Genomic DNA, 20,894 nt, shown 5'->3' on the forward strand with positions numbered 1-20,894 from the left:
GACGGTGCGGTGTTGCCGAAAGCGGCCCGCTACTTGCAGTAGGGCACCGCAGCCAGGTTCTTGACGTAACGCGCGCTCACATAACCGGGCTTGTGCGCGCCGAGGAGGTACCACAGGTGGTTGCCGTCAACGTTCTGGCCGACCTTCTTGCAGTGCAGTGCGATCACCGTGCCGGGGCGGACCGAACCGAGGAACTTCGAGTTGGCGGTCGGTTGTTCGCGGATCGACAGGTTGATCCTGGAGACCACCCTTCCCGTCGGCTCCGCGGCCTTGACGGCGGACGGTGCCTGATGGGTCGAGCTGGTGGGCACGGTCGTGGCCACGGCCGACGAGGCGGCGGTCAGAGCCACCGCACCCGCCAGCATCGCGGCCATGCCCGCCGCGGCGACGCGGCGTACGCCAGTTGTGTACATGTTCATCCCCCTACTTCGCTGAATGAGAAACCTTCCCGGATAGAGCCGTAACGGCCCCTAGGTCCTGTATGACACGCGACACTGCGGGAAGGTTGCGCCCCCTCAAGCAGCGCAGTGGATTTGAGCCACAGGAGGATCCGGCGACGGCGGTCCGCATGTGCTGCTCGCGGATCTTCTGACATGAAGGCGAAGCAGAGCCGGGAACTCCCGGAGCGGTTCAGGTCGCGAGGTGGAAGCCCGCGCCGACTCCTCCGTTGGCGTTCATCTCGTCGATGATGCTCAGGATCGGCGAACTGTGCTGGGCGCCCCAGGCGTTGCCGACCAGCGTCTGGCCGTCGACGACAGGCGAGCCGGAGTCACCGCCGTCGGTCCAGATGAGGTGGGTGAACCAGATTCCGTGGGTGCCCAGCTTTATGCCGCAGGTGAGGCCGGTCCGGTGGCCTTGCTTGCACATGCGGGTTCCGTTGGCCGGTGGGGCTCCGATCGACGTGATGGTCACTCCGCCGACGGTGCTGGTGGGCGCGACCCTGGCCTCGTCCAGCTGGATACCGCGTAGTCCAGGCCCTTGGGTCCGGTGTTGAGCAGGTTGTTCTGATGTGCGCCACCCGCCCACCCGGCCAGCCCAACTCGGCCCCGATCGAGCGCACTTGACTGAACGCTCCGGTACTGGCGGAGGAGCGGTAGGCCCCGCTGGAGGACGCCGGCCCCGGGCGAACTGGCGCGGAAAGGCACTCCTTCCCTGACTGCCTGTCGGGCGGGACCGGGCTCGCCGAGTATCCCGGCGGACGGCTTCCTTGAGGGTGACGGTCGCGTCATCGAGGTCGCACCGATCACGCTGGTGGCCGACCGTACACCTGTATGGGTGAGGAGGCGTCGGCGACGAGGGGAAGGGCGGCACTCCCGGCCGTGCCTCATATTCCAGGTGCATATCTACCTATTACGCTCCTTCTACCACTCGGGCGACATGTTGGAGTCAGCTATGCAGAACCGGACGATCGCCGGGCGAGCGCTACCTCGTTTCGAGGAGGCCGAAGGTCTGGGCCCGCAGGACAGCGAGTTCGTGCGCGATCTCGTGGCGGTGCTGGAAAAGCATGGAAACCTCGACCGTTTCGGCCTGTGCCTGCTGCACGACCATTTCCCCCTCGCCGCCGACGAGGTCCTGGTCGAGACGCACGACACCGGCGCGCGCACGCTCCAAGTCCAGGTCGAGAAGGCAGGTACCACCAAACACTCCAAGCCCTCCCAGTGGCGGTTCGTGAAGAACCCCGGCAGCACCGGCGGCGAGAAGGTCGAAAGTCACGCCTACCAGGTGATCCTGCAGTGCAATCCGGTCAGTGGGTGTCCCGGAAGCCAGAGCAAAGTGCGTTGAGATCGCCCTTCACACCGGCCCACATGCGACGAGGTATCAGGGCAGCGGTACCCTGCTGGAGATGGTGCGTCGCTCTGCTGCTGGTGAGCCCGGCGTGGTGGGGCGCATGGCCCGTCCATGCCGAAACCCCGGCCGCTGGCTGCCATGCGGAGCAGCTCGTCAAAGCCGAAACGGACGCCGATCTGCGTCTCGTCGCCCATGACCAGGCCGTCGTGGGCGCCTCGGGACGCATGACCGTCCAGGTGCCCACGACCTGGCCGTATGCCAACGACTTGTTGCTCAGCGAGGATTCCGACGCGTACCTGCACGCGATGCGCTGCCTGCTGCGGGAACAGCAGAGCACCCAGTACGTCCGCGCCGATGAGTGGCGTATGCACAGCCCCCAGGTGACCGAGGAGTCATCCCGGGTCAAGGTCCAGTACGACGCGCTCTTCTGGTTCGACCACGGCGGCCACTTCAATGTGGGTCCGTGGGCGATTGATGTGCGCAAAGGGCGATGGCAGCTGGCCCTCGCCCCGCCGACAGCGCTGCAGCGCGCCCTCTGGGACAAGATCCAGATCGACCTGGGTGGTCTGAACGCCTTCAAGGTGTCTCCACGGCCCTCGGAAGACAGCAACGGAACCCTGGTGTGGGACGGGCTCGGGCAGCCCAGGGGCCCCAGCCAGATGGTGACGGTGCAGATGGTTCCCCCCTGGGAGCGCGCCTGGGCGGCGACGAGTACGAACAGCGAGCCGTGGCTGGTCGTCAACGCGGCCGGGGAGGCCACCTGGTGGGTGGGCACCTCAGCCGTTGTCGTGATCGCTGCGCTGCGGGCCCGGCGCCAGCCCGCCGACGGCCAGCGGGCCACCGAGCTGGAGTTCAGCAGCGGCAACGCCCTCCTGCGGTGGGGCCTGGTCAATGCCGTCATGGGCCTGGTGATTCTGCTGCTGTACAAGACGATCCTCGACACGACCAGGGCGACGATCGGCACTCCGCGCTGGCTGGGCTATGAGCAACGCTGGCCGATCCTGATCGGTCTGCTGGTCGGCTGGGCTCTTACGGCCTCCGCCCGCCCGAGGAGGCCGGTGCTGCTGGCCGCCTCGCTGGTGGCGGTGGTCGGAGGGCTGGCAGTCGCGCTACCGTCCCTGTTCGGGCTTCCCCCGCAGTTCGTTCCGGCCAAAAGCCCGCCCGCCTCCGCCGTCGCCATGCTGTTGGTGACGGCGGCGGCGATGCTGTGGCTGTGGCTGACCGGCCTGATCCTGTGGGTCCGACTGTTCGCGAGTGACGGCGGACTTCTACGCTCACCCTCGCACCCTCTGCGGCTGAGCCGGATCGGACCAGCGGTGACCGTGGCCACCCTGCTGCTTTTGGGCTGGGCGCTGTGGGCCGACGAGCGCCGCTGGCAGCGCATCAGCTGGCTGAGCGACCGCACCGCACCGGTGTACCACTCGCGGCATCTGGTCTACCTCAGCCAAGGCCTGACGTCCTTCGCCTACCAGATCCCAACTTGGTGCTACTCCCACACATGGGTACTTACGGGATTCGCGATCCTGGCGCTACTGCGGGCCCGGGACTTCGGGCTCCCCGTCCCCTACGCGAGCCCCAACAAGTTGGACTGCCTGCTGCTCGCCGTCTTCTTCGCCATCGTGGTGGCCTATCGCCAGGGCTCCTATGCGGGCAGCCAGGTACTCGCCAGCCTGTGGCTGGTACTGGACATCGCCGCGCTGACCGCCCTACTGGCCGTGGGACAGCGATGGGCGGTGCTCGCACAACACCTGGAGGGATACGACGCCGCCCCACCTCTGAGCGAAGCGATCACCGAGGCGGGGCGCAACGATCTGATCGCGCGGGCTCGGTGCTACCGGGAGCTGATCGCCACGTTGCGCGACCTGGGCCAGGGGCGCGGTGAGGGCCCGGTCACCCGGCCCGCGGTGGAGAAGGAACTCAACCAGCTGCACCGCTGGCGGCCGGTGACCGGAGCCGGCAATACCCCAAGGCCCTGGCTGCCCAGCAAAGTCACGGTCGTGGATGTCGCCCTGAGCTGGGGGCCCTATACCAAGTGGTGGGACAACGCACGGCGAGCCGCGCTTCTGGCGGCCGCCTTCGGCCTTCCCGGCAGCGTCGTCATCGTCTGGTTGTCCTACGCGTCGCAGCAGCAGTGGATGCGCACAAGACAACTCTTCTTCGGCGCACCCGACATGGTGTGGACGTTCGTGTCCTGGGAGCTCACCTTCGCGGGCGCGGGCCTGGTGCTGGGAGCGCTCTGGCGCCTGCTGCCGGGACGCCGCGGTCCGTCGCGCGCTCTGGCCCTGGTGGTCGCCTACACCCTGCTGATCATCCTGGGCATCCTGGGCAGTCTTGTGACCGACCAGGATGTCGACCACGCGGGTTTTTCCATCGTCATAATGCTTCTGGTACTGACTCTCACCAGCCTCGCCATGGACGCGGACACCTTCCGCACCGAACGCCGCTTCTGGCCCAGCCGCTTCGGGCTGCTGCTCTCGATCTACCAGATGCGGGGGTTCTCGGCGCAGGTCGCCTGGGTGCTGATGCAGCTGGTCGCGGTGCTGACGATCCTGAAGTTCTTCGTCGGTACGGACAGCCGGGTGATGAAGCCGTGAGCCCAGCGGGGCGAATCCAAGGCCAAGACACACGTGGTCAGTTCTCCGGGCCGCACGCCAGGGTCGCTCCTCGGAGATTCGTGGAGCGACCCAGGCTCACCTCGGCGCAGGGGCGGCGATCTGAGCGATCCCGACGAGGCACAACGGATCGCGGACTTCGCAGCAGCCGCATTGGGCGGTCTTGACGTGCTGGTCAACAACGCGCCCATCGCCACGTCGGAACCCAACCAGCACCGCGTGGCCGAGGCGTCGTATACGGACTGGCAGCGGATCTGGCGGCAGATGGTCGACGTGAACCTGCTCGGCGCGGCGAATCTGAGCTACTGCGTCGCACGTCATCTCATCGACCGCGGCACGCCCGGCTGGATCGTGAACATCGGTTCCCGCGGCGCGTTCCGCGGTGAGCCGGACCGTCCTGCGTACGGGGCGCGCAAAGCAGCGCTGCATGCCTGAGGTCAGTCTCTGGCCATGGCGCTGGCACCCCACGGAATTTCGGTGACCTCGGTGGCTCCCGGCTTCATCGCCACCGAGCGAGTCCTCGGGCGCATGCCCCTGGCCGGGTAACACTGACCGCCGGGGTTTCGGGCGACACGCTGCGCGGCCAGAGCCCGTTCGGCAGGGTCGGCACCTGAGGAGGTCGCCGCCGCCGTGGTCTACCCGGCATCAGCCGAGGCGACTTGGGCGTCCGGCGCGATCCCCGACCTCAACGGCGCCTCACCTCCGCGACTGTGAGCATCCGGGACCACCTCCAGCGGCGCGGCCCTTGGCCCGCGACATCATGCTGACCGCAGCGGCCCGACGGGGGAATTCCCGGTAATCCGGCCACGCTTGAGGTGTGCTCAGAGTCAATTGCGTGAGGGCGACGTGATGACGGCTGAGTGGGTCCGGCTGACGGACGGAGCGTGGCCGAAGGCGTATTCGGTGCTTCCGGACGTGGGCGAGCCTCATGGGGCGGTGGTCCTCGCCGGAGAGATGTTCGGCGTCGACGACCAACTCCGCAGCGTCGCACAGCGGCTGGCCGACGAGGCGTACGCCGTCGTGTGCCCGGACTTCTATGCGCGCACGGGCGAAGGGCCGGATTTCGCGTTCGACGAGGAGTCACGTGCTCGGGCGATGGAGCTGATGCGCGGCCTGCGGCGGGAGAAGGTCATCGAGGACCTCACTGCGGCGCGAATCCTGGCCGTGCGGCACGCAGGTGGCGGCGGGATCGCCGCGCTCGGCTTCAGCCTCGGCGGGCACCTCGCGGTGCTCGCCGCCACCTCGATGCCGTTCGACCTGGTGGTCAGCTACTACGGAGGCTGGTTGCTGGACGGTGGGCTCCCACTGGCCGAGCCGGGCGCCCCGATCAGGCGGGGCGCGGAAATCGCCTCCAACGCCGGTTCCTGCTGGGCTTCTTCGGCGCGAACGACTACGTGATGTCGCTCGACGAATGGCACCGGATCGGTGATCAGCTCAAGGCCGCGAGGGTCGCGCACGAGCAGGTGACGTACCCCGACGCCGGTCACGGCTTCTTCAACGAGCAGCGGCAGGAGGCGTACGACGCCGAGGCGGCCGAGGACTCCTGGCAGCGGACGCTGGCGGTGCTGGAGCGGTACGTCAGTCGCCGTACACCAGCGTGAGGGCGCCGTCACGACAGCCGGCGCCCCCAGCCCGGCATGCCGGCAATTCGACAGACACCGGACCTGCCCGACCGTCGGTGCGGGCCGGTTCCCGGGCATGATGGCTTCGTCACCGCCGCTGACCTGACGGTAGCTGATCCTCGCCGCCGCCCTTACACCACCTCCGTGGACGCAACCCGGCTTGGGCCGGTCATCACGAGCCCGCCGCACCAAGCGCCCAGATCAACAGCCTGACCGGAGCTTTGACACCCGTCAGAGCCCTGACCACCAAACGAGGCTCCGACCTGCCAGGCCCTGACCTGCAGGGACGCCGCACACGGGTGATTAATCCGCCTATCACACAGCGCCTTCTTTGAAGCGCTGGCTAACGAATCTAGCGTCAGGCGCACAACAGTCTGGTTGCGACAAACAGTCTGTTACGCACTACATCGATATGAATCACATCTCTGTTTCTTCGAAGGCCGGGCAGCCCCAGCACCTTCCCGGCCCTTGCCCCTCAGGAGTGAGCAGATGTCTCCGTATGCACAGCACATCAAGATTACTCTCGCCGCCGCAAGCGCGATCCTCGCCGCCGCCTCCGTTGCCCCCGCGGCCGCGCAAGAACACCCCGCCCCGGCGAACACCGCCCACCACGACCCCCACAACCAGCACCAACACCACGGCGACCACCGCGACCACGACGGCCGCCATCACCAGCCCGACCACAACGGGCATCACCACTTCCAGGGCCGCATCATCGCCCACGGCGGCCTCAACGTACGCAAACAGCCCACCACCCACAGCCACATCATCGGCCTCAACCCCGAAGGCTCCCTCGTCACCATCCGCTGCAAGGTGAACGGCGAATGGATCAACGGCAACCCACGCTGGTACATGCTGGCCGACAAGACACACGGCTGGTCCGCCGCCCGCTACATCCGCAACGTCGGGCCAGCCCCGGACTGGTGCCTCGACCGCAACGACCGCCGTAACCAGCCCAACCACAACCAGCATCACTACTTCCAGGGCCGCATCATCGCCCACGGCGGCCTCAACGTACGCAAACAGCCGACCACCCACAGCCACATCATCGGCCTCAACCCCGAAGGCTCCCTCGTCACCATCCGCTGCAAGGTGAACGGCGAATGGATCAACGGCAACCCACGTTGGTACAAGCTGGCCGACAAGACACACGGCTGGTCCGCCGCCCGCTACATCCGCAACGTCGGACGGGCCCCGGACTGGTGCCTCGACCACAACGAGCACGGGCAAGGCAACCACGAGCACGGCGGGCACGGTAACGGCGAGCACGGGCACCACGGCCACAGCTGACACAACATCAAGCCGCAGCGACAGCCGACTGGGCTTCCAGGACCGCACAATGCCGGCGCCGGCTGGTTCCTGCCAGTGGCCGCCAGAGCCATGTCCGCCCCTCCGAGCCCGTGCGTTAGGAACTCGACGCGCCGTATCACGGACCTGGTCCAACGAGTACCTGCACATCGAGCGCGCCCCTGACGCACGCGGCGTTGGACGGCTGACTCGCCCACGGCTGTGGGGCCAAAATCCACATACGGGGCCGATGCGTTCTACCGCACGGCACGAGCCTGAACCCCTGGAGGGAGGAACCGAGGGACCTCGACCAGGACTGGACCGGCAACGTCAAAGCCATAACACCACAACACAACGGATCACACGACGCGGAGCGGGGCCGAGTTAGGCCCCGCCCCGCAACGAACAACAAGTCACCGGGCAGCCGCGGAAGCGGCAAGGGACGCTTCGACCACGGTCGTCTGCGCTCGCGCGGCCCTCGCTGGTGCGGCGGCCCTCGCACCGGCGACGGCCACAATCACAGCAGTGCGCACCTTCAGCATGCAGGCCCCGGAGCGGCGACGGTCTTCACCTGGCCAACAACCACACCCCCCTTCTGCTCCGTCCACACCCCCCTTGTGCTCCTTCCCACCTCGCCCCGAGCCTTCCCATGGGCTCTCACAGGTGGTGCTGGTCTGTTCTCCTCGGCCGATCCTCCGCATCCAAGGACATCGAGTCACTGACACCGCGTCACGAGGCCACCGTGCTACGCCGCACGAACCCAAAGCCATGCTTGGCCTGGACCGACCGCGCGTACCCCGCCGCACTGGTCCGACCGCTCCCCAGGGTGCTGCGACAGCACCGTCTGGTCACACCCGACACGGTCACGCGGTGGCACCGCAGGCTGGTGACGAAGAAGTGGACGTACCCGTATCAGACCGGCCGCCTGCCGATCGACAAGCCGATCGCCGCGCTCATCGAACTTGCCCGGCTCCCCCACACCCGCATACGACCGCCTGACCTGCCGCGCGGACGTATTTATCGGCACCCACAACGTCAGGTGTGGCTGGCTGGGTTAGCTGTGAGTGCTGTGTCAGCGGCGTGGAGGATCTTGCCGAAGACGTGGGCGATGACGGGTCCGACGAGTACGCGGGTCGCGGCCTCACCGAAGGGGAAAGGGACCTGGAAGGTAGTCGTCCAGACGACTTGGGTGCCCTCGGCGACTTCGGTGAAGGTCATGCGGCCCAGCTCGTGCCGAGCTGGCGGGAGGCTGCGTTCGACGACGTAGTCGAAGTCGTGCGGCGGGTTGTACACAGTGATCCGTTCGCGGAACCAGCCGATGAGCCACGTGTGCAGCCGGACAGCGCCCACTCCGTAGGGCGCGCCTGCGCCCGGCCGGGCCAATCGTGCCCTGAGGACGAACGGCGAGCGGGTGTAGTTGGTGGTTGTGGCGCACCAATCGAATACGTCGGCGATCGGCGCTGCGATGACACGTCGCACCGTCACGGTCTCCATGTCTCGTCCTTTCTCCTGGCCAGTGGGCGCGGAGCGATGGCCGCGCCCAGCTTGTCGGGATTGCGCACGGCGTACATGCCGTGGATCAAGGTGTCGGCGATCTCGAAGATCAGCACGGAGTCGAGCCGATTGCCCTCGCGGAACAGCACTGCGGGCAAGGCGTTGTAGCTCGTGAACTCGAACCAGGCGCCGGGCCCGCTGGTCCTGGCGACCCCGGCGATGAACCGTGCGACGTTCTCGCGCCCCCTGACCGGGCGGCGGGCGGCGGTGACCCGGCCCCCGCCGTCGGAGATGTGGACCACCCCCGGCGCCATCAGGCTCATCAGGGCCGTGACGTCGCCAGTGCCGGCCGCTTCCAGGAACTGGCCGACCACCTCCTGCGCCGCGCGTGGGTCGTGGTGGAAGCGCCTGCGCCGCGATCGCACGTGCTCGCGCGCACGGTGCGCGATCTGCCGCACCGCGGTCTCGGTCTTACCGACCAAGTCAGCGATCTCACGATGCGAGTAGCCGAACACCTCGCGCAGTACGAACACCGCGCGCTCATCCGGGCTCAGCGTCTCCAGGACCAGCAGCATCGCCATGGACACCGACTCCGCGAGCACGGCGTCCTCGCTCACGTCCGGCCCGGTGCGGACCGGCTCGGGAAGCCAGGGCCCGACGTAATCCTCTCGGCGCCGCCGCACCGCGCGCAGATGGTTCAACGCCTGCCGAGTGACCGTGCGCACCAGATAGGCACGCGGATGCTCGACATGTTCCCGACTCACAGCGTGCCACCGGATATAGCTGTCCTGCACGACGTCCTCGGCGTCGGCCGCGCTACCGAGAATCTCGTAGGCGATCGTGAACAGCAGCGCCCGACACTCGGCGAAGACCCGCCCCTCGCTCAACACCCACCCCGCATGTCCATCACCCTCCTACGCGAACCTTGATCACCGTGTAGACACCGCACAGCCCGAAACCGTGACGTCATCGCCAGTGACGCGCACCACACAGCGAGCGAACTGTCAGCCACACTCGGCGAAAACCAGGCCACCCACCGACCCCACATCGGTGTGGGGCCAGTGGGCCGATGTCGCCGACCTGAAGAACTGACGCATCCTCACCCACCTCCGCAGGCTCGCTCGCTCGGATGCCTCGGCCGCTGCCCCGACCGCCGCCGGCGCCGGGGTGCGCCGCGGCCGCAGAGGGCGCCCGGCCCTCGGCCGGTGGCGGCCCGGCACTGCCTGCAAGGCATCCTGTACGTCCTCTACAACGACATCGCCTGGCAACTTCTGCCGCTGAAAACCGGGTTCGGCTCCGGACAGACCTGCTGGCGACACCTCAGGAACCATCAACCATGATCGTGCTACGGGTTCTACCAGTGCCGCAAGAACCGAGCTATCGTCACCACGATGCAGACGCTAGGGGATGACATCGTTCTGCTGGCCCTTGGGCGAGAGGGGAGGGTCAGGCAGCCGGAGTACCTACGGAAGATCGTGTCAGGGTCGGAGCTCGTGCGCCTGGCGGCGGCGCGTCGGGTCGCTATCGTCAGGAAGCGGATCGTCGTGCTGGACGCGACGTCCACCGGTGATCCGCTGTTGGACGCCGCTCTTGTCGACATCCGCACTTCGCGGCATGCGCCGCGGTCCGTAAAGTGGGTGGCCCGAAGACGGCCCCATCTCATCGAGTCCTACTTGGCGCGGCTTTCGGAGGTCGGCGTGCTCCGCGCTGAGCGTCGCAGCGTGCTGGGTTTGCTCTCGGAGACCAAGTGGTTCGTTGTCGACACTGCCCGGGCCGCCGACGCGAGGGCCCGACTGGATGCGATCGTGCAATCCACCGGCCCGGTGGATGCGTCCCAAACCACCTTCGCCGGGCTCGTATGGGCCGGCTACCTCCACTTTTGGCTCTACCCCGGGCGAGAAGGTCGGCCGGACCGCAAACGCCTAAGGCAAATCGCCCGCCGCGACCACGTTGCCCGCATCGTGCGTGCGGCCTCGAAACGGGAGCCGTGAGGCGAACTCGAGGGACACCGCGCCCAGCGGTGTCGACTCTCCGCGAAAGCTGACCCCGCTCCGCCCCTGAGTTCCAGTCCTTGCCGCAACACGGGTCCTTCTCGGAGGCGAGCCTGTGCCAGGTGACGGACGAAACGACCGTGTGGAGGGCGTTGACTGCTCTTCTTCGTCCAGTGCAGGCGCAAGGAGTCGTGGACTACTGGTCCCTCGGTGAGCAGGAGGCCGCCCTCGTCCTGCTCTTCTTCGGTCCGCTCGCGCAGGACATCCACAGCAGGGCGAACGTTGCCTGATTCCTGTAGCGCCACGAGACGGCATGAGCCTGGCCGCGCTGTTCGAGTACCGGACCGTGATGTCCAAACGCTGCCTGGCGACTGATGTCCTGCATCAGAACGGCGGACGGCCGGCACACGTCGTGGTGGCGGTCGTGTGGACACCGGACGGACGTCTCAATCGAACCAGGAACTCGATGCCTCTAGCCACCGGCGCCGACGCGACGAGCACTCGAACTGGCGCGCGGCGGCCCAACGGCACCTGTTCAACCGCATACTCGGCCAGCTCTACCACTGTCTCAAAGCCCGCCGGTCGTTCGATGAAAACAGCGCCTTCCCGACCCAACTGACCATCGCAGATTGACCGTTAAGGCCGTGAGGTCTGACGCGGTACTGGCTCGCCGCGCGCACCGACGGGTCGGGGGCGCCGGGTGGCGGGGCGGACCGCGGGCGGCACACCTTGGCCGTTGCGCCCAGAGGAACGCTCACGGCGTGCCGTCCACGCGGTCATTTGCCAGCGCCCACCGGGTCCACCGTGATAGTGGGGGCCGAGTTGCTCTCGGCGGGGACGTTGATACCAAAGGACAATGTGTGTGAATGGGTCTCGTTCGGGGGCGTGACCACAACGCTGGTGAACGTCACCCCGCTGCCACCGGAGTTGTTCGGCGGGTAATGCAAAGTGAAGTTGGTGGTCTGCCCGGGCGACAGCGTGACCTTGGGCGCCGTCATCTTGCCGCGCACGGCACTCACCGTGCCGTCCTTGCCCTTGAGGTCCACGCCAGGGAAGCCGTGCATCGAGCAGGTCTTGGACCCGACATTCTTCAGGTTGATCAGCACCTCGCCCTCCGCCATGCCTCCGGAGCTGCTGAAGGACAGGTTCGCGGTCCGGCACGTCGCCCCCGCCGCGGAGCCGCCACCCGTACCGGAGCCGTTGCCTGTGGAGTGGTTTGGGTCCGAGGTGGTGTTTCCCGTGGTGCCGCCGCCCGTCGCAGATCCGGCGGTGGGCTGCGTGGCGCTGGAGGAGGAGGTGGGGGCGGAGGTCGGATCGTTGGGGCCGCACGCGGTCAGTGCCATCCCCGCGGCGACGAGCACGGCAGTCGACAGGCCCCAACGGGCAGTCCTAGTGGGCATGGTGTCCTTCTTTCGCTTTCGATGTTGTCGCCCCGCATCCGGTGGCGATGAGTGCGATCCCGCCCCCGGACGCGCACGAACACCGGTGGCAGCAATGACTTTGGCATGCACAACTGCCCAAGTCGGCGCCTGTTACAGCCCCGTGGCGCAACGCCATACACCTGACAACATTCGACACCGGAGCATTGCCATCACCGCCGAACACGCGAGGCGCATCGGCTGTTACGTGACGCTCAGCTGCAAAGCCCCACGGTCAAGGCGATCAAGCGGCAGAACGTCGTCAGACGCCTCCCGCACCGTGCTCAACGGCGGTGGCCGGGTCCCAGCGGCGGCTCACTGGTCAGTGGCGTTCTTGAGCGCTTCGAGCCGACTGGCCGCCATCTGGCGGGAGTTCGGGACCGGCGATGCGGCGGCGGTTGTAGCGGCAGTACCTGGCAGTGGGTTTTGTCGGGGCCGGAAGCGGAAGCATTCCAGAGCCTGATCGGGGTGCTGGCGGTGGTGGTCCTTCCGGGGCCGACGGGCTACCAGGAGGCGACCCCGATGGCCGCGATTCATCGTTGCATCAGCGGGCGCGCCGTTCCTCGGTCAGGTGCTTGCCTACGAGGCTCGCGCCCGGGGGGACGGGCGATGGCGCCGCCGCACCCGCCTTGGGCAGGCCGCCTTGCTCCGGCTCGTCGCTGTCGTGAGAGGGCTGCCGGGCTGGGATGCGGCCGTGCAGGAGGAGGCTGACGATCTGGTCTATCACCGCCTCGCCCGGCGGTTCGCGGTTCACCGCGGCCAGGTAGACGACGGTTCCGGAGTAGATGTCGACCATCAGTGACGTATCCGTGTCGGGCGGCAACCGGCCTTCGAGGCGGGCCCGCTCCAATAGGTCCACGACCGACGCGCGGCGCGGTTCGATGAGTTCGGCGAAGGCTCCGGTACCGGTGGGGTCCTCGATCACATCGGCGAGCAGCGCCGGGAGTATCAGGCACGTGGGCATGGCGGAGACGAGCTCGATGGTGAGGCGGACGGCGGTGCGCAGGTCGGCTTCCAGGTCGCCGGTCTCATGGATGGGAGGAAGCGGGACGTCCCCGCTGAGGGCTTCGATCACCAGCGCAGCCTTGTTCGGCCACCACCGATAGATCGTCGCCTTGCTGACTCCGGCCCGCCGCGCGACGCCTTCGAAGGAAAGACGCTGGTAGCCGACCTCACTGAGCAAGGCTTTCGTGGCTCGGAGCACGGCTTCGTGAGACTCTCGTCGCCGCCGCCTGGAGCGAGGCGCGACGCGGTTCCGCTGGTCGACGTGCTCAGGCCCCAAAGGGTCCTGACGGCCGTGCTGCTGCCTGGGAGTAGTCACCGTATGCCCCCTTTGTGGGCCATTGGTGCGCCCTTTGACTCGCCCGGGAAGTGGACCTATTGTGGCGATACGAGGCGTTTCGTACCGTACACCACCTCTTGTACTAAATAGTAAGATCCCGCAAGCCCGCCAGGGAATCACCGCGACGTGGATGAGCACCTCCGGCGGGTGGATCACCGCGCACCAGACCCGCGCGCAGGATCTGGTGCGTACGGGCGTCCGCTGTGAACGCCCGACACCTCTTTCTCGACCCCCCGAAGGGGGAGCTCATCATGCGCGCGAAAACGACCAGGATGCGGCGAATAGCCGCCGCGGTCTGCACGGCACCCATCATCGCCATCGCGGCCGGAGCCGGCGCTGTCAGCGCGACCGCCACTCCTTCGTCGTCCCCCGTCACTTCCGTCTCATCTCACGACGGCGGCTGGGGCTGGGGACACCGCTGCTACTTCGGTGACGGCTGGGGCTGGAGTTTCCGCTGTCACTACGATGACGGCTGGGGTTGGGGCTGGGGCTTCGACCACGGCTTCCGTGGCGACTACGGCTTCGGCGGTGACTATGGCTTCGGCGGTGGCTATGGCGGTGGCTATGGCTTCGGCGGTGGCTATGGCGGCGACCACGGCTTCGGCGGTGGCGGTGGCGGTGGCTTTGGCGGCGACCACGGCGGTGGCGGCGGCCATGGCCACTGAGACTCCGGCGCAGTGAGTTCGCGATCAACACGCGGCAGTTTGTGAGTGCCGCATCCGGATGCCCGAGTTTCTCGGGCATCCGGACACATCTGGAGCGGCAGGCGTCCCATCCGGCCCGTAGTCGGGGTGGTGTGTAGCGGTGCGGATCGTGTGCGTCGGTGCGGGGCCCGCGGGGTTGTACTTCGCGATCTCGGCCAAGTTGCGCGATGCCGGGCACGAGATCACCGTGTTGGAGCGCGACCCGCCCGCGGCCACCTATGGCTGGGGGGTCGTGTACTGGGACGACCTGCTGGACGTCCTCTACCGCAACGATCCGGAAAGCGCCCGGGAGGTCAGCGCCAGGTCTGTGCTGTGGCAGGACCAGGAGGTGCGCGTGCACGGCGCCTGCGGCGAGCAGACGGCGTACTTCGGGGGCTACGGGTACAGCATGAGCCGAGCGTCACTGCTCGGCGTCCTGGCTCGACGTGCGTCGCAGCTCGGCGTCGACGTCCAGTACGGCCATCACGTTGAGGACCTCTCGACGCTTCCCGAGGCTGACCTCCTCGTTGCCGCCGATGGTGCGAACAGCCGGATCCGGAGACACCACGAAGAATTCGGCACTCGCATCGATGTCGGTCTCAATCCCTATATCTGGCTCGGCACGGACCAGGTGTTCGACAGTTTCGTGTTCAGCTTCGAGCAGACGTCCGCCGGGTGGATCTGGTTCCACGCCTATCCCTCGGTCGCGGGGATCAGCACCTGCATCGTCGAATGCTCACCACAAACCTGGCAGGCTCTGGGACTCGACCTGCTCGGCCCCGACGAGGGGGTACAGCTGCTCGAGGGCACCTTCCAACGCGCGCTCGACGGCCACCGCCTGTTCAACCGGTCACGGGGTGCACCGGCGAATTGGCAGCACTTCACACACGTGACCAACGAAACCTGGTACCACGGCGCGACGGTGCTCGTCGGCGACGCCGCCCACACCACCCACTTCACTCTGGGGTCAGGCACCAGACTGGCGCTCATCGACGCGGTCGTCCTCGCACACAGCCTGCGCGAGAACCTTGAGGTGGAGGACGCGCTGCGAGAGTACGACTGCCATCGCCGCGCGGAACTCCACCCGGTGCAGGCAGCAGCGCGCACGAGCATGGCGTGGTTCGAGCACGTGGACCAGTACCTCGACCGCGATGCGGTCTCATTCGCGCACGCCATGTCCGTACGCCACGGCGGCCAGAGCCCCTGGCACCACCAACTCCACCTTGCCACTCAGATCGCTGCCGTACGCACGGCACGGCGCGCCTTCGCCACTGGCCGACGCTGGTACCTCGCCCGCCGACGAGGTGAACGGAATACAACGAGTCGCGTCAGACGACTACTTGAACGCTGAGCAGCAATGATCGCCCAACAGCAGCGGTCATGAGTCGAGAAGTTCGCAGAGTTTGATCTCGCTCGGGTCGGTTTTCTCCATCTTTGGAGGGGCTCCCTATCGTGTTCGCGTGAGCGTGGGTAGGCGACCGGAAGTAGGTGTGGCGCGGTGTGCGGCCTCCGATCAGGGGCGGCGGTCCGCAAGGACGCAGAACTCGTTCCCCTCTGGGTCGGCAAGTACGACCCAGCTCTCATCGCCTTGGCCGACGTCGGCGTGTCGAGCACCTAGGTCGAGCAGGCGACGGACCTCTTCGTCTTGCTCCCTGTCGGTTGGGTTGATGTCGAGGTGGAGCCTGTTCTTGACGGTCTTGCCCTCGGGCACGTGCGCGAATGTCAACGTCGGTGGCACTGGACCAAGGTGGTTATTGCCTTCAGGCACCACAGGGGAGCCAATTGTGACAATTCCGTCGTCTTCGTCTTGCACCTCGTAGTCAAGGACCGAGCACCAGAACCGGGCGAGACCGTTGGGATCGGCACAGTCGATCGCAAGCTCGGTGAACTTACTGGACATGTCAGGACCTCCCAGTCAAGTAGCGGGTCCGCCAGAGGCCACACGCCAATCGCAGTGTTTGACGGCGAGGTAAGCGGCCCGCAGCAGGGCCAACACCTCAGCATCGCTGGCCCGGTCGACCGTCCCGTCCGGCACCGCGGTCCGGTGGCTGGCTTTGGCGTAGTAGCGCGGCCCGTTCGCCTCACCCCGCAGCGGCGCCAGCGCGCGCCGCTCCGTCACGCCGAGCAGCTTGGAGCCGGCCACGGACGATGACGTCACTGGTTCACGGGTCAGCCTTGAGCGCTTTTCCCATGGATGTTCTTTGACAGTTCCTTGTGCATCTCCTCGTACGACCGTGCCGCCCGCGCATTGCGCTCGTTGTGGTGGTACTGCAGGTACTCGTAGAGCACGGCGACGCACATGTCCCGCGTGGGGAACACCGCTTCGTCGACGAGTTCCCGGTTCCGGGAGATCTCCATGATCTGCCCGTGCTCGGTCGTGTAGAGAGGGTGCCAGAGGAGCTCGACGTCGGGGTTGATCCGCTGGAGTTGTCGTAGGTGGGGCACTTCACGCCCCATGAGGACGCTGTCCGGGTCGTAAGTGCGCAGGAAGATGTGGACCGGGCCGGTGGCTTGCTCGACGTAGAACTTCGACAGGATGTTCCATAGTGGTCCCTGCAGTTGCCAGTCCCGATGGTATTCGAGCTCGTTGAACGCCTTTCCGGCTCGGGTGAACTCCATCGGCGTGTAGCCCTTGGATTGCGCGTACCGGCACACGTCGAGCCCTCCGGACCACAGCGCCATCTTCGGCGTCGCGAACCCGTTGTTCTCGCGCAGCATCTCGACCGCCTGGTGGTACCACGAGTTGTCTTCGCGCCGTCGGCGTCGCTCGGTCCGGGTGAGCGTCGGGTCCGCTGACGCGGGGTTGATGGTCTCCTGTTCCCGGAGCCCACCCAGCACGAGCTGCCACAGGCTCTGCACCACGTCCTTGGAGAAACCCGCCTCTGTCATCAAGGTATGGAACAACGGCCACTCCGGATGCGCGGTCGGGTCGGCCGTGTGATGGCGGTCAGGTGCGTCTGGCCCGGGCACCTTCCGCTGCACAGCTACTCCCCGCCCACGCGCCTGCGTGATCATGCGGCTCACTGCGGCGTTCCCCAGGCTGCCTTGCATGCTCATCAGCCACGCCCCCACGGACCGGTCACCTGCGTCCGGTTTCGTGGCACGGCTGACGGGAGTTGCCGTGTTCCGTTGTTGTCCTGTGGGACCGGGGATCGGAATCTGCCGTGACGAACTGACCCTGTGCATGGGGTGCGCGTTCCTTTTCTGTCGAGCCGGTGGGCGCGGACAAGCTGGGACGCTGGGACACCGAGCAGGATAGTCGCGCACCGGATGCCGGTGCAGTATCAGCGCGTGCCCTGGGTCCGGTCGACGACCCACCGTTTCGGCAGCGGCCGGAACCCGCTCTGCCGCCCGACCCGGCGACGACCTGCATGTCGATCACGGGCGTCGCACCGTGGATGACGGCCTCGTCCTTGAACCCGGCATCCACGAACACCTCGCTCACCGTGGGGTTTTCGGCCTCACCCCTGACGAGCAGCGCCGTGCCGATCACGTTGTCGTGCGCGCTCTCGGCCATGACCTCGGCGACAATGATCAGCCCTATCACGTCCACGGCCGGCCCGCGCTTACTTCCCGCGGGTCTGCTTCGCCGCGTCCAAGGCCGTCGTGGTACCCGGCACACCGTCGCCGAGATGACCGGAGCGGGCGCACCAATGGCCACGTCCGTAATCGCCATGGCTGATTCGCTCACAGGAAGATCTTCCTTGTCATTTCGTGGTTGACGTGGTCGGCGTTGACGCGGCGCAGGCCGCTGTCGAGCTTCGTGGCGTCACGGCCAGGTGATGCTGGGTCGACCGCTCCGGCGTCACGATCGATCCACTAAACGGAGCTCCGTTCTGGAACGATGCGGAACAGCGCTCCACTTAGCAAGTCGCAGCCATCGAGAGAGCCGCGCATGGGTGAGGCGAGCCAGCGCCGGGGGCTTGCGCGGTCTGTAGCAGCCCGCGGTCCGGGTTCAGTGGACCGCGGGCGCGGCACTCACGGTTTCGCGCTGTGACGCACCCGAATGAGCCGCTTCGCACCCCGACGGGCGCCACAACTGATGTCATCGACCTTGCGGAGATTTACGACGCACGAAGGTGACTCGACTCGGTTCGCCGCCTGGGGTTGGCTTCCCGTCCGAGTGAGCGGCCAGGAGTGCCCGCTCAGCCGACTGCGACTCGGTGTTCAACCCACGACGAGCTGCAGCACGTCCATCTCGGCGGACGTCGGCGAGCTGGAGGAAGGACAGCTTCTCTGGACATCCGCGCGATTCCCGCGGACTCGGACCTGCACACCGGTGCGCCTCAAGGTGCGGTACATGACAACGTTCCTCCATTGCGAATGAAGGGCGGTGGCATTGCGTGGTGACAATGCGTGGTTTGGCTGACGGGCCCCGCTCTGGCATCATGAGTAACCGGAAAATTGCTCCGACAACGAGACGGAACGTTGCTCCGCTTGGCAGGCTCGGCAGCGGAGGGAGCGGCGCGGTGAACGACAGCGACGAGGGCGCAGGACACGCAGCCCAGTCCAAGCGGAAGGACGCCCGGCGTAACAAGGAGACTCTGCTCGACGCGGCCGCCGCGGTCTTCGTCGCGTCGGGCGTGGAAGCGCCGGTACGCGACATCGCGGCCAAGGCCGGCGTCGGGATGGGTACGATCTACCGCCACTTCCCGACGCGAGCGGATCTCATCGTCGCCGTCTACCGGCACCAGGTCGAGGCCCTCGCCGAGGCCGGTCCAGCCCTACTGGCGGCCTGCGCGACTCCTCACGCCGCACTAGGGCGCTGGATCAACCTCTTCGTTGATTTCCTGGTCACCAAGCACGGACTCGCCGCCGTGCTGCAGTCCGACAACGCCGGCTTCGACACGCTGCACGCCTACTTCCTGGACCGCCTCTTGCCCGTGTGCACCCAGCTGATCGACGCTGCGGCCGGTTCTGGCGAGATCAGCTCCGACGTGGATGCCTACGAGCTCATGCGCGGCGTCGGGAACCTCTGCATCGGCGCCGACCACGATCCCCGCTACGACGCACGCCGCATGGTAGAGCTCCTCATCGCAGGACTGCGCCGACCGCACTGACTTCGGCCAGGCAGCCGATGCAGGCCGGCCACCCGGCCGCGATCAGCGCGAAGCGCGGACCCTCGATATCCCCACTACAGGTGTCACCAGGGCTGCCGTCCGCAGCTACACCCAGGCAAACTCAATCAGCGGTGACGCTGCCTCTGCGCCTCCAAGTCCGCCGGCCCGGTCCTCGAACGATGCCGCGGTCTGGGTGTCACACGGTGAGGCCTGCTCGACGACGAACGCTTGCTCCACGCCCTCGTGCGGCACCGCGGTGTTCTTCCAGGCGCGGCCGGGGCCGTCGTCGGCGGGCAGCGGCACTTCGAGGTTCTTCGCGCAGCGCGGGGACTGGGACGAAGCGGGGTGTGGTACTTCGCGGCGGTCTTGCCGCCCCTCGTGCGGCAGGCGCTGCCGCCGGCATCGGCCTTCGTTCCGATAGGTCGTTGCCGGATAGGGCCTGCTCGATGTCGTCGGCCTTGCGTGAGGAGCGATCCATCTACAGGGCACGAACAGTGTCTTCTGTTCGGTCAAGCTCGTACGATCACTGGCATGGATTTACCAGACACAGGAGCCATAGCGAGCGGCGCAGAGGACCTACCGAGCAACTGGGGCCGATGGGGCGAGGATGACCAGCGCGGCACGCTCAACCTGATCACCGAGACAGCCCGGGCCAGGGGCGCCGCGGAGGTCCGCACGGGGCGGGCGGTATCGCTGGCGGTGCCGATCCAGCCGACGCCGCTCATCAGCGGCCCCTTCGCGCCGTCCACCGAGGACGCCTCGCCGGTTCAGCAGGTGATGGTGTACACCGGTTCTCCGACGATGGCGACGGCTGACATCATGGTGGTCACCAACCACCACCCGCGCTCGACGCACGTCGACGCGCTCGGGCACCAGGCGCGCGGGGGTCAGGTCTACCCGGGACGCGCCCTGGCCGAGAGCGTCACGCCGGCCGGCGTGCGGCACGGCTCCACGACGGCGTTCGTCTCCGGGGTGGTCACCCGGGGGGTCCTGCTCGACCTGGCGGCCGACGGTCCGCTGCCCGGTGGCTATGCGGTCACCTCGCGGGACCTCGACGCAGCCGAGGAGCGCCAGAGCGTGCGGCTGAGTCCGGGGACGCCCTGGTGGTCCGCTTCGGGTGGACCACGACGCCCGAGCCCGGCAGGCCGATGCCGGGGATGGGCCTGGACGCGGTGCGGTGGATGCACCGGCGCGGCGTGTCGCTCTACGCAGGCGACATCGGCGATGCCCATCCGCCGTTGGACCCCGCCTGCCCATCCCCGCTGCACCGGGTCGCCCTGCCGCTGATGGGCATGCCCCTGATCGACGCAGCCGCCGTGGACGAGCTCGCCACTCTCTGCGCCGAGTTGGACCGCTACGCCTTCCTGCTCACGGTGGCGCCACCGCGCATTCACGGACTGACGGGAGTGCCCGTCAACCCGCTCGCCGTCTTCTGACGGTTACCAGTCACACCGTCAGTAGCCGTCTGTACAGAGGTAGAAGTCACGGAAGCACGACAGCTGGGGGTCAGCGGCACGCGAGTCTCGGTGTTCGGGCGGCCGAGCTCTGCTGCTGTACCGGCCGCCACCGTAGCGGGGAACGCGCGGACAGGACACGT

At 67.2% G+C, this 20,894-nt stretch carries 24 protein-coding genes and 1 pseudogene; 14 read left to right on the top strand and 11 right to left on the bottom strand.

Annotated features, from left to right (window positions below):
* Positions 1-29 precede the first annotated feature (29 nt).
* Positions 30-413, bottom strand: a complete 384-nt coding sequence (locus tag P2L57_RS09410) for an SH3 domain-containing protein (RefSeq protein ID WP_275811362.1) — start codon at positions 411-413, stop codon at positions 30-32.
* A gap of 217 nt (positions 414-630) precedes the next feature.
* Entirely contained in the window at positions 631-867 is a 237-nt protein-coding gene (locus P2L57_RS09415; protein ID WP_275811365.1) for a hypothetical protein, read from the bottom strand.
* Between the two features lie 468 nt (positions 868-1,335).
* On the opposite strand from P2L57_RS09415, the gene P2L57_RS09420 reads away from it, so the two are divergent.
* From P2L57_RS09420 to P2L57_RS09445, 6 genes and pseudogenes are all read left to right on the top strand, one after another.
* Positions 1,336-1,782, top strand: coding sequence for a hypothetical protein (locus P2L57_RS09420; protein ID WP_275811368.1), 447 nt, complete (start codon positions 1,336-1,338; stop codon positions 1,780-1,782).
* A 23-nt stretch (positions 1,783-1,805) separates the two neighbouring features.
* Positions 1,806-4,382 (top strand): DUF6185 family protein, encoded by a 2,577-nt coding sequence (locus P2L57_RS09425; RefSeq protein ID WP_275811371.1) that lies wholly within the window; start codon positions 1,806-1,808, stop codon positions 4,380-4,382.
* A gap of 33 nt (positions 4,383-4,415) precedes the next feature.
* Positions 4,416-5,114 (top strand): annotated as a pseudogene (locus P2L57_RS09430) (SDR family NAD(P)-dependent oxidoreductase).
* 135 nt (positions 5,115-5,249) lie between these two features.
* On the top strand, positions 5,250-5,798 hold the full coding sequence (locus P2L57_RS09435) for a dienelactone hydrolase family protein (RefSeq protein ID WP_275811375.1): 549 nt from the start codon (positions 5,250-5,252) through the stop codon (positions 5,796-5,798).
* Positions 5,798-6,001 carry a dienelactone hydrolase family protein gene (locus P2L57_RS09440; RefSeq protein ID WP_275811377.1) on the top strand — a complete coding sequence of 68 codons (204 nt, stop codon included), beginning with the start codon at positions 5,798-5,800 and terminating at the stop codon, positions 5,999-6,001. The genes P2L57_RS09435 and P2L57_RS09440 overlap by 1 nt, the downstream gene beginning before the upstream one ends.
* A gap of 510 nt (positions 6,002-6,511) precedes the next feature.
* Positions 6,512-7,312, top strand: a complete 801-nt coding sequence (locus tag P2L57_RS09445; protein WP_275811379.1) for an SH3 domain-containing protein — start codon at positions 6,512-6,514, stop codon at positions 7,310-7,312.
* Positions 7,313-8,344: 1,032 nt separating this feature from the next.
* Here P2L57_RS09445 and P2L57_RS09450 read toward each other — a convergent pair.
* Complete coding sequence (locus tag P2L57_RS09450; RefSeq protein ID WP_275811381.1) at positions 8,345-8,803, bottom strand: SRPBCC family protein; 459 nt, start codon at positions 8,801-8,803, stop codon at positions 8,345-8,347.
* A complete protein-coding gene (locus P2L57_RS09455; protein WP_372515664.1) occupies positions 8,791-9,693 on the bottom strand; it encodes an RNA polymerase sigma-70 factor in 903 nt (300 codons plus the stop codon). Before P2L57_RS09455 ends, P2L57_RS09450 begins: the two co-directional genes overlap by 13 nt.
* A 171-nt stretch (positions 9,694-9,864) precedes the next feature.
* Between P2L57_RS09455 and P2L57_RS09460 the strand changes: the two genes are divergently transcribed.
* The 3 genes from P2L57_RS09460 (at position 9,865) to P2L57_RS09470 (ending at position 11,427) form a co-directional block, all read left to right on the top strand.
* Positions 9,865-10,143, top strand: a complete 279-nt coding sequence (locus tag P2L57_RS09460; protein WP_372515665.1) for a transposase — start codon at positions 9,865-9,867, stop codon at positions 10,141-10,143.
* A 51-nt stretch (positions 10,144-10,194) separates the two neighbouring features.
* Positions 10,195-10,794: a GOLPH3/VPS74 family protein gene (locus tag P2L57_RS09465; RefSeq protein ID WP_275811385.1), complete on the top strand. Its 600-nt coding sequence runs from the start codon at positions 10,195-10,197 to the stop codon at positions 10,792-10,794.
* Positions 10,795-11,220: 426 nt separating this feature from the next.
* Positions 11,221-11,427, top strand: coding sequence for a hypothetical protein (locus tag P2L57_RS09470; RefSeq protein WP_372515666.1), 207 nt, complete (start codon positions 11,221-11,223; stop codon positions 11,425-11,427).
* Positions 11,428-11,570: 143 nt separating this feature from the next.
* Here P2L57_RS09470 and P2L57_RS09475 read toward each other — a convergent pair whose 3' ends face one another.
* Both P2L57_RS09475 and P2L57_RS09480 read right to left on the bottom strand, forming a co-directional pair.
* On the bottom strand, positions 11,571-12,194 hold the full coding sequence (locus tag P2L57_RS09475) for a DUF4232 domain-containing protein (RefSeq protein WP_275811387.1): 624 nt from the start codon (positions 12,192-12,194) through the stop codon (positions 11,571-11,573).
* Positions 12,195-12,756: 562 nt separating this feature from the next.
* The gene (locus P2L57_RS09480) at positions 12,757-13,416 is read right to left on the bottom strand and encodes a TetR/AcrR family transcriptional regulator (protein WP_275811389.1); all 660 of its coding nucleotides are present in this window, start codon (positions 13,414-13,416) and stop codon (positions 12,757-12,759) included.
* Positions 13,417-13,805: 389 nt separating this feature from the next.
* Here P2L57_RS09480 and P2L57_RS09485 point away from each other — a divergent pair, with 389 nt between their 5' ends.
* Complete coding sequence (locus P2L57_RS09485) at positions 13,806-14,219, top strand: hypothetical protein (protein WP_275811391.1); 414 nt, start codon at positions 13,806-13,808, stop codon at positions 14,217-14,219.
* A gap of 148 nt (positions 14,220-14,367) precedes the next feature.
* On the top strand, positions 14,368-15,588 hold the full coding sequence (locus tag P2L57_RS09490) for an FAD-dependent monooxygenase (RefSeq protein ID WP_275811393.1): 1,221 nt from the start codon (positions 14,368-14,370) through the stop codon (positions 15,586-15,588).
* A 162-nt stretch (positions 15,589-15,750) separates the two neighbouring features.
* Here P2L57_RS09490 and P2L57_RS09495 read toward each other — a convergent pair whose 3' ends face one another.
* The 4 genes from P2L57_RS09495 to P2L57_RS09510 form a co-directional block, all read right to left on the bottom strand.
* A complete protein-coding gene (locus P2L57_RS09495) occupies positions 15,751-16,137 on the bottom strand; it encodes a VOC family protein (RefSeq protein ID WP_275811395.1) in 387 nt (128 codons plus the stop codon).
* Between the two features lie 15 nt (positions 16,138-16,152).
* Positions 16,153-16,395: a hypothetical protein gene (locus tag P2L57_RS09500; protein WP_275811397.1), complete on the bottom strand. Its 243-nt coding sequence runs from the start codon at positions 16,393-16,395 to the stop codon at positions 16,153-16,155.
* A gap of 11 nt (positions 16,396-16,406) precedes the next feature.
* Entirely contained in the window at positions 16,407-17,126 is a 720-nt protein-coding gene (locus P2L57_RS09505; protein WP_275811399.1) for a hypothetical protein, read from the bottom strand.
* A gap of 190 nt (positions 17,127-17,316) precedes the next feature.
* Positions 17,317-17,790 (bottom strand): hypothetical protein, encoded by a 474-nt coding sequence (locus tag P2L57_RS09510; protein ID WP_275811401.1) that lies wholly within the window; start codon positions 17,788-17,790, stop codon positions 17,317-17,319.
* A 916-nt stretch (positions 17,791-18,706) separates the two neighbouring features.
* On the opposite strand from P2L57_RS09510, the gene P2L57_RS09515 reads away from it, so the two are divergent.
* Positions 18,707-19,297, top strand: coding sequence for a TetR/AcrR family transcriptional regulator (locus P2L57_RS09515; protein WP_275811403.1), 591 nt, complete (start codon positions 18,707-18,709; stop codon positions 19,295-19,297).
* 105 nt (positions 19,298-19,402) lie between these two features.
* On the opposite strand, the gene P2L57_RS09520 is transcribed toward P2L57_RS09515, so the two are convergent.
* Positions 19,403-19,810 (bottom strand): hypothetical protein, encoded by a 408-nt coding sequence (locus P2L57_RS09520; protein ID WP_275811405.1) that lies wholly within the window; start codon positions 19,808-19,810, stop codon positions 19,403-19,405.
* Positions 19,811-19,828: 18 nt separating this feature from the next.
* Between P2L57_RS09520 and P2L57_RS09525 the strand changes: the two genes are divergently transcribed.
* Positions 19,829-20,584 carry a cyclase family protein gene (locus tag P2L57_RS09525; protein WP_275811407.1) on the top strand — a complete coding sequence of 252 codons (756 nt, stop codon included), beginning with the start codon at positions 19,829-19,831 and terminating at the stop codon, positions 20,582-20,584.
* Positions 20,584-20,733: a hypothetical protein gene (locus P2L57_RS09530; RefSeq protein WP_275811409.1), complete on the top strand. Its 150-nt coding sequence runs from the start codon at positions 20,584-20,586 to the stop codon at positions 20,731-20,733. Before P2L57_RS09525 ends, P2L57_RS09530 begins: the two co-directional genes overlap by 1 nt.
* Positions 20,734-20,894: the final 161 nt, after the last annotated feature.

The organism is Streptantibioticus ferralitis (assembly GCF_029223525.1).
GTDB classification, from domain to species: Bacteria; Actinomycetota; Actinomycetes; order Streptomycetales; family Streptomycetaceae; genus Streptantibioticus_A; species Streptantibioticus_A ferralitis.

Bases quoted from the DNA above. Each gene is read 5' to 3' on its own strand.
- P2L57_RS09485 (WP_275811391.1), top strand. From the start codon at position 13,806: ATGCGCGCGAAAACGACCAGGATGCGGCGAATAGCCGCCGCGGTCTGC.
- P2L57_RS09450 (WP_275811381.1), bottom strand. From the start codon at position 8,803: ATGGAGACCGTGACGGTGCGACGTGTCATCGCAGCGCCGATCGCCGAC.
- P2L57_RS09505 (WP_275811399.1), bottom strand. From the start codon at position 17,126: ATGACAGAGGCGGGTTTCTCCAAGGACGTGGTGCAGAGCCTGTGGCAG.
- P2L57_RS09525 (WP_275811407.1), top strand. From the start codon at position 19,829: ATGGATTTACCAGACACAGGAGCCATAGCGAGCGGCGCAGAGGACCTA.
- P2L57_RS09465 (WP_275811385.1), top strand. From the start codon at position 10,195: ATGCAGACGCTAGGGGATGACATCGTTCTGCTGGCCCTTGGGCGAGAG.
- P2L57_RS09415 (WP_275811365.1), bottom strand. From the start codon at position 867: ATGTGCAAGCAAGGCCACCGGACCGGCCTCACCTGCGGCATAAAGCTG.
- P2L57_RS09445 (WP_275811379.1), top strand. From the start codon at position 6,512: ATGTCTCCGTATGCACAGCACATCAAGATTACTCTCGCCGCCGCAAGC.
- P2L57_RS09440 (WP_275811377.1), top strand. From the start codon at position 5,798: ATGTCGCTCGACGAATGGCACCGGATCGGTGATCAGCTCAAGGCCGCG.
- P2L57_RS09475 (WP_275811387.1), bottom strand. From the start codon at position 12,194: ATGCCCACTAGGACTGCCCGTTGGGGCCTGTCGACTGCCGTGCTCGTC.
- P2L57_RS09425 (WP_275811371.1), top strand. From the start codon at position 1,806: ATGCGACGAGGTATCAGGGCAGCGGTACCCTGCTGGAGATGGTGCGTC.
- P2L57_RS09410 (WP_275811362.1), bottom strand. From the start codon at position 413: ATGTACACAACTGGCGTACGCCGCGTCGCCGCGGCGGGCATGGCCGCG.
- P2L57_RS09495 (WP_275811395.1), bottom strand. From the start codon at position 16,137: ATGTCCAGTAAGTTCACCGAGCTTGCGATCGACTGTGCCGATCCCAAC.
- P2L57_RS09435 (WP_275811375.1), top strand. From the start codon at position 5,250: ATGACGGCTGAGTGGGTCCGGCTGACGGACGGAGCGTGGCCGAAGGCG.
- P2L57_RS09530 (WP_275811409.1), top strand. From the start codon at position 20,584: ATGGGCATGCCCCTGATCGACGCAGCCGCCGTGGACGAGCTCGCCACT.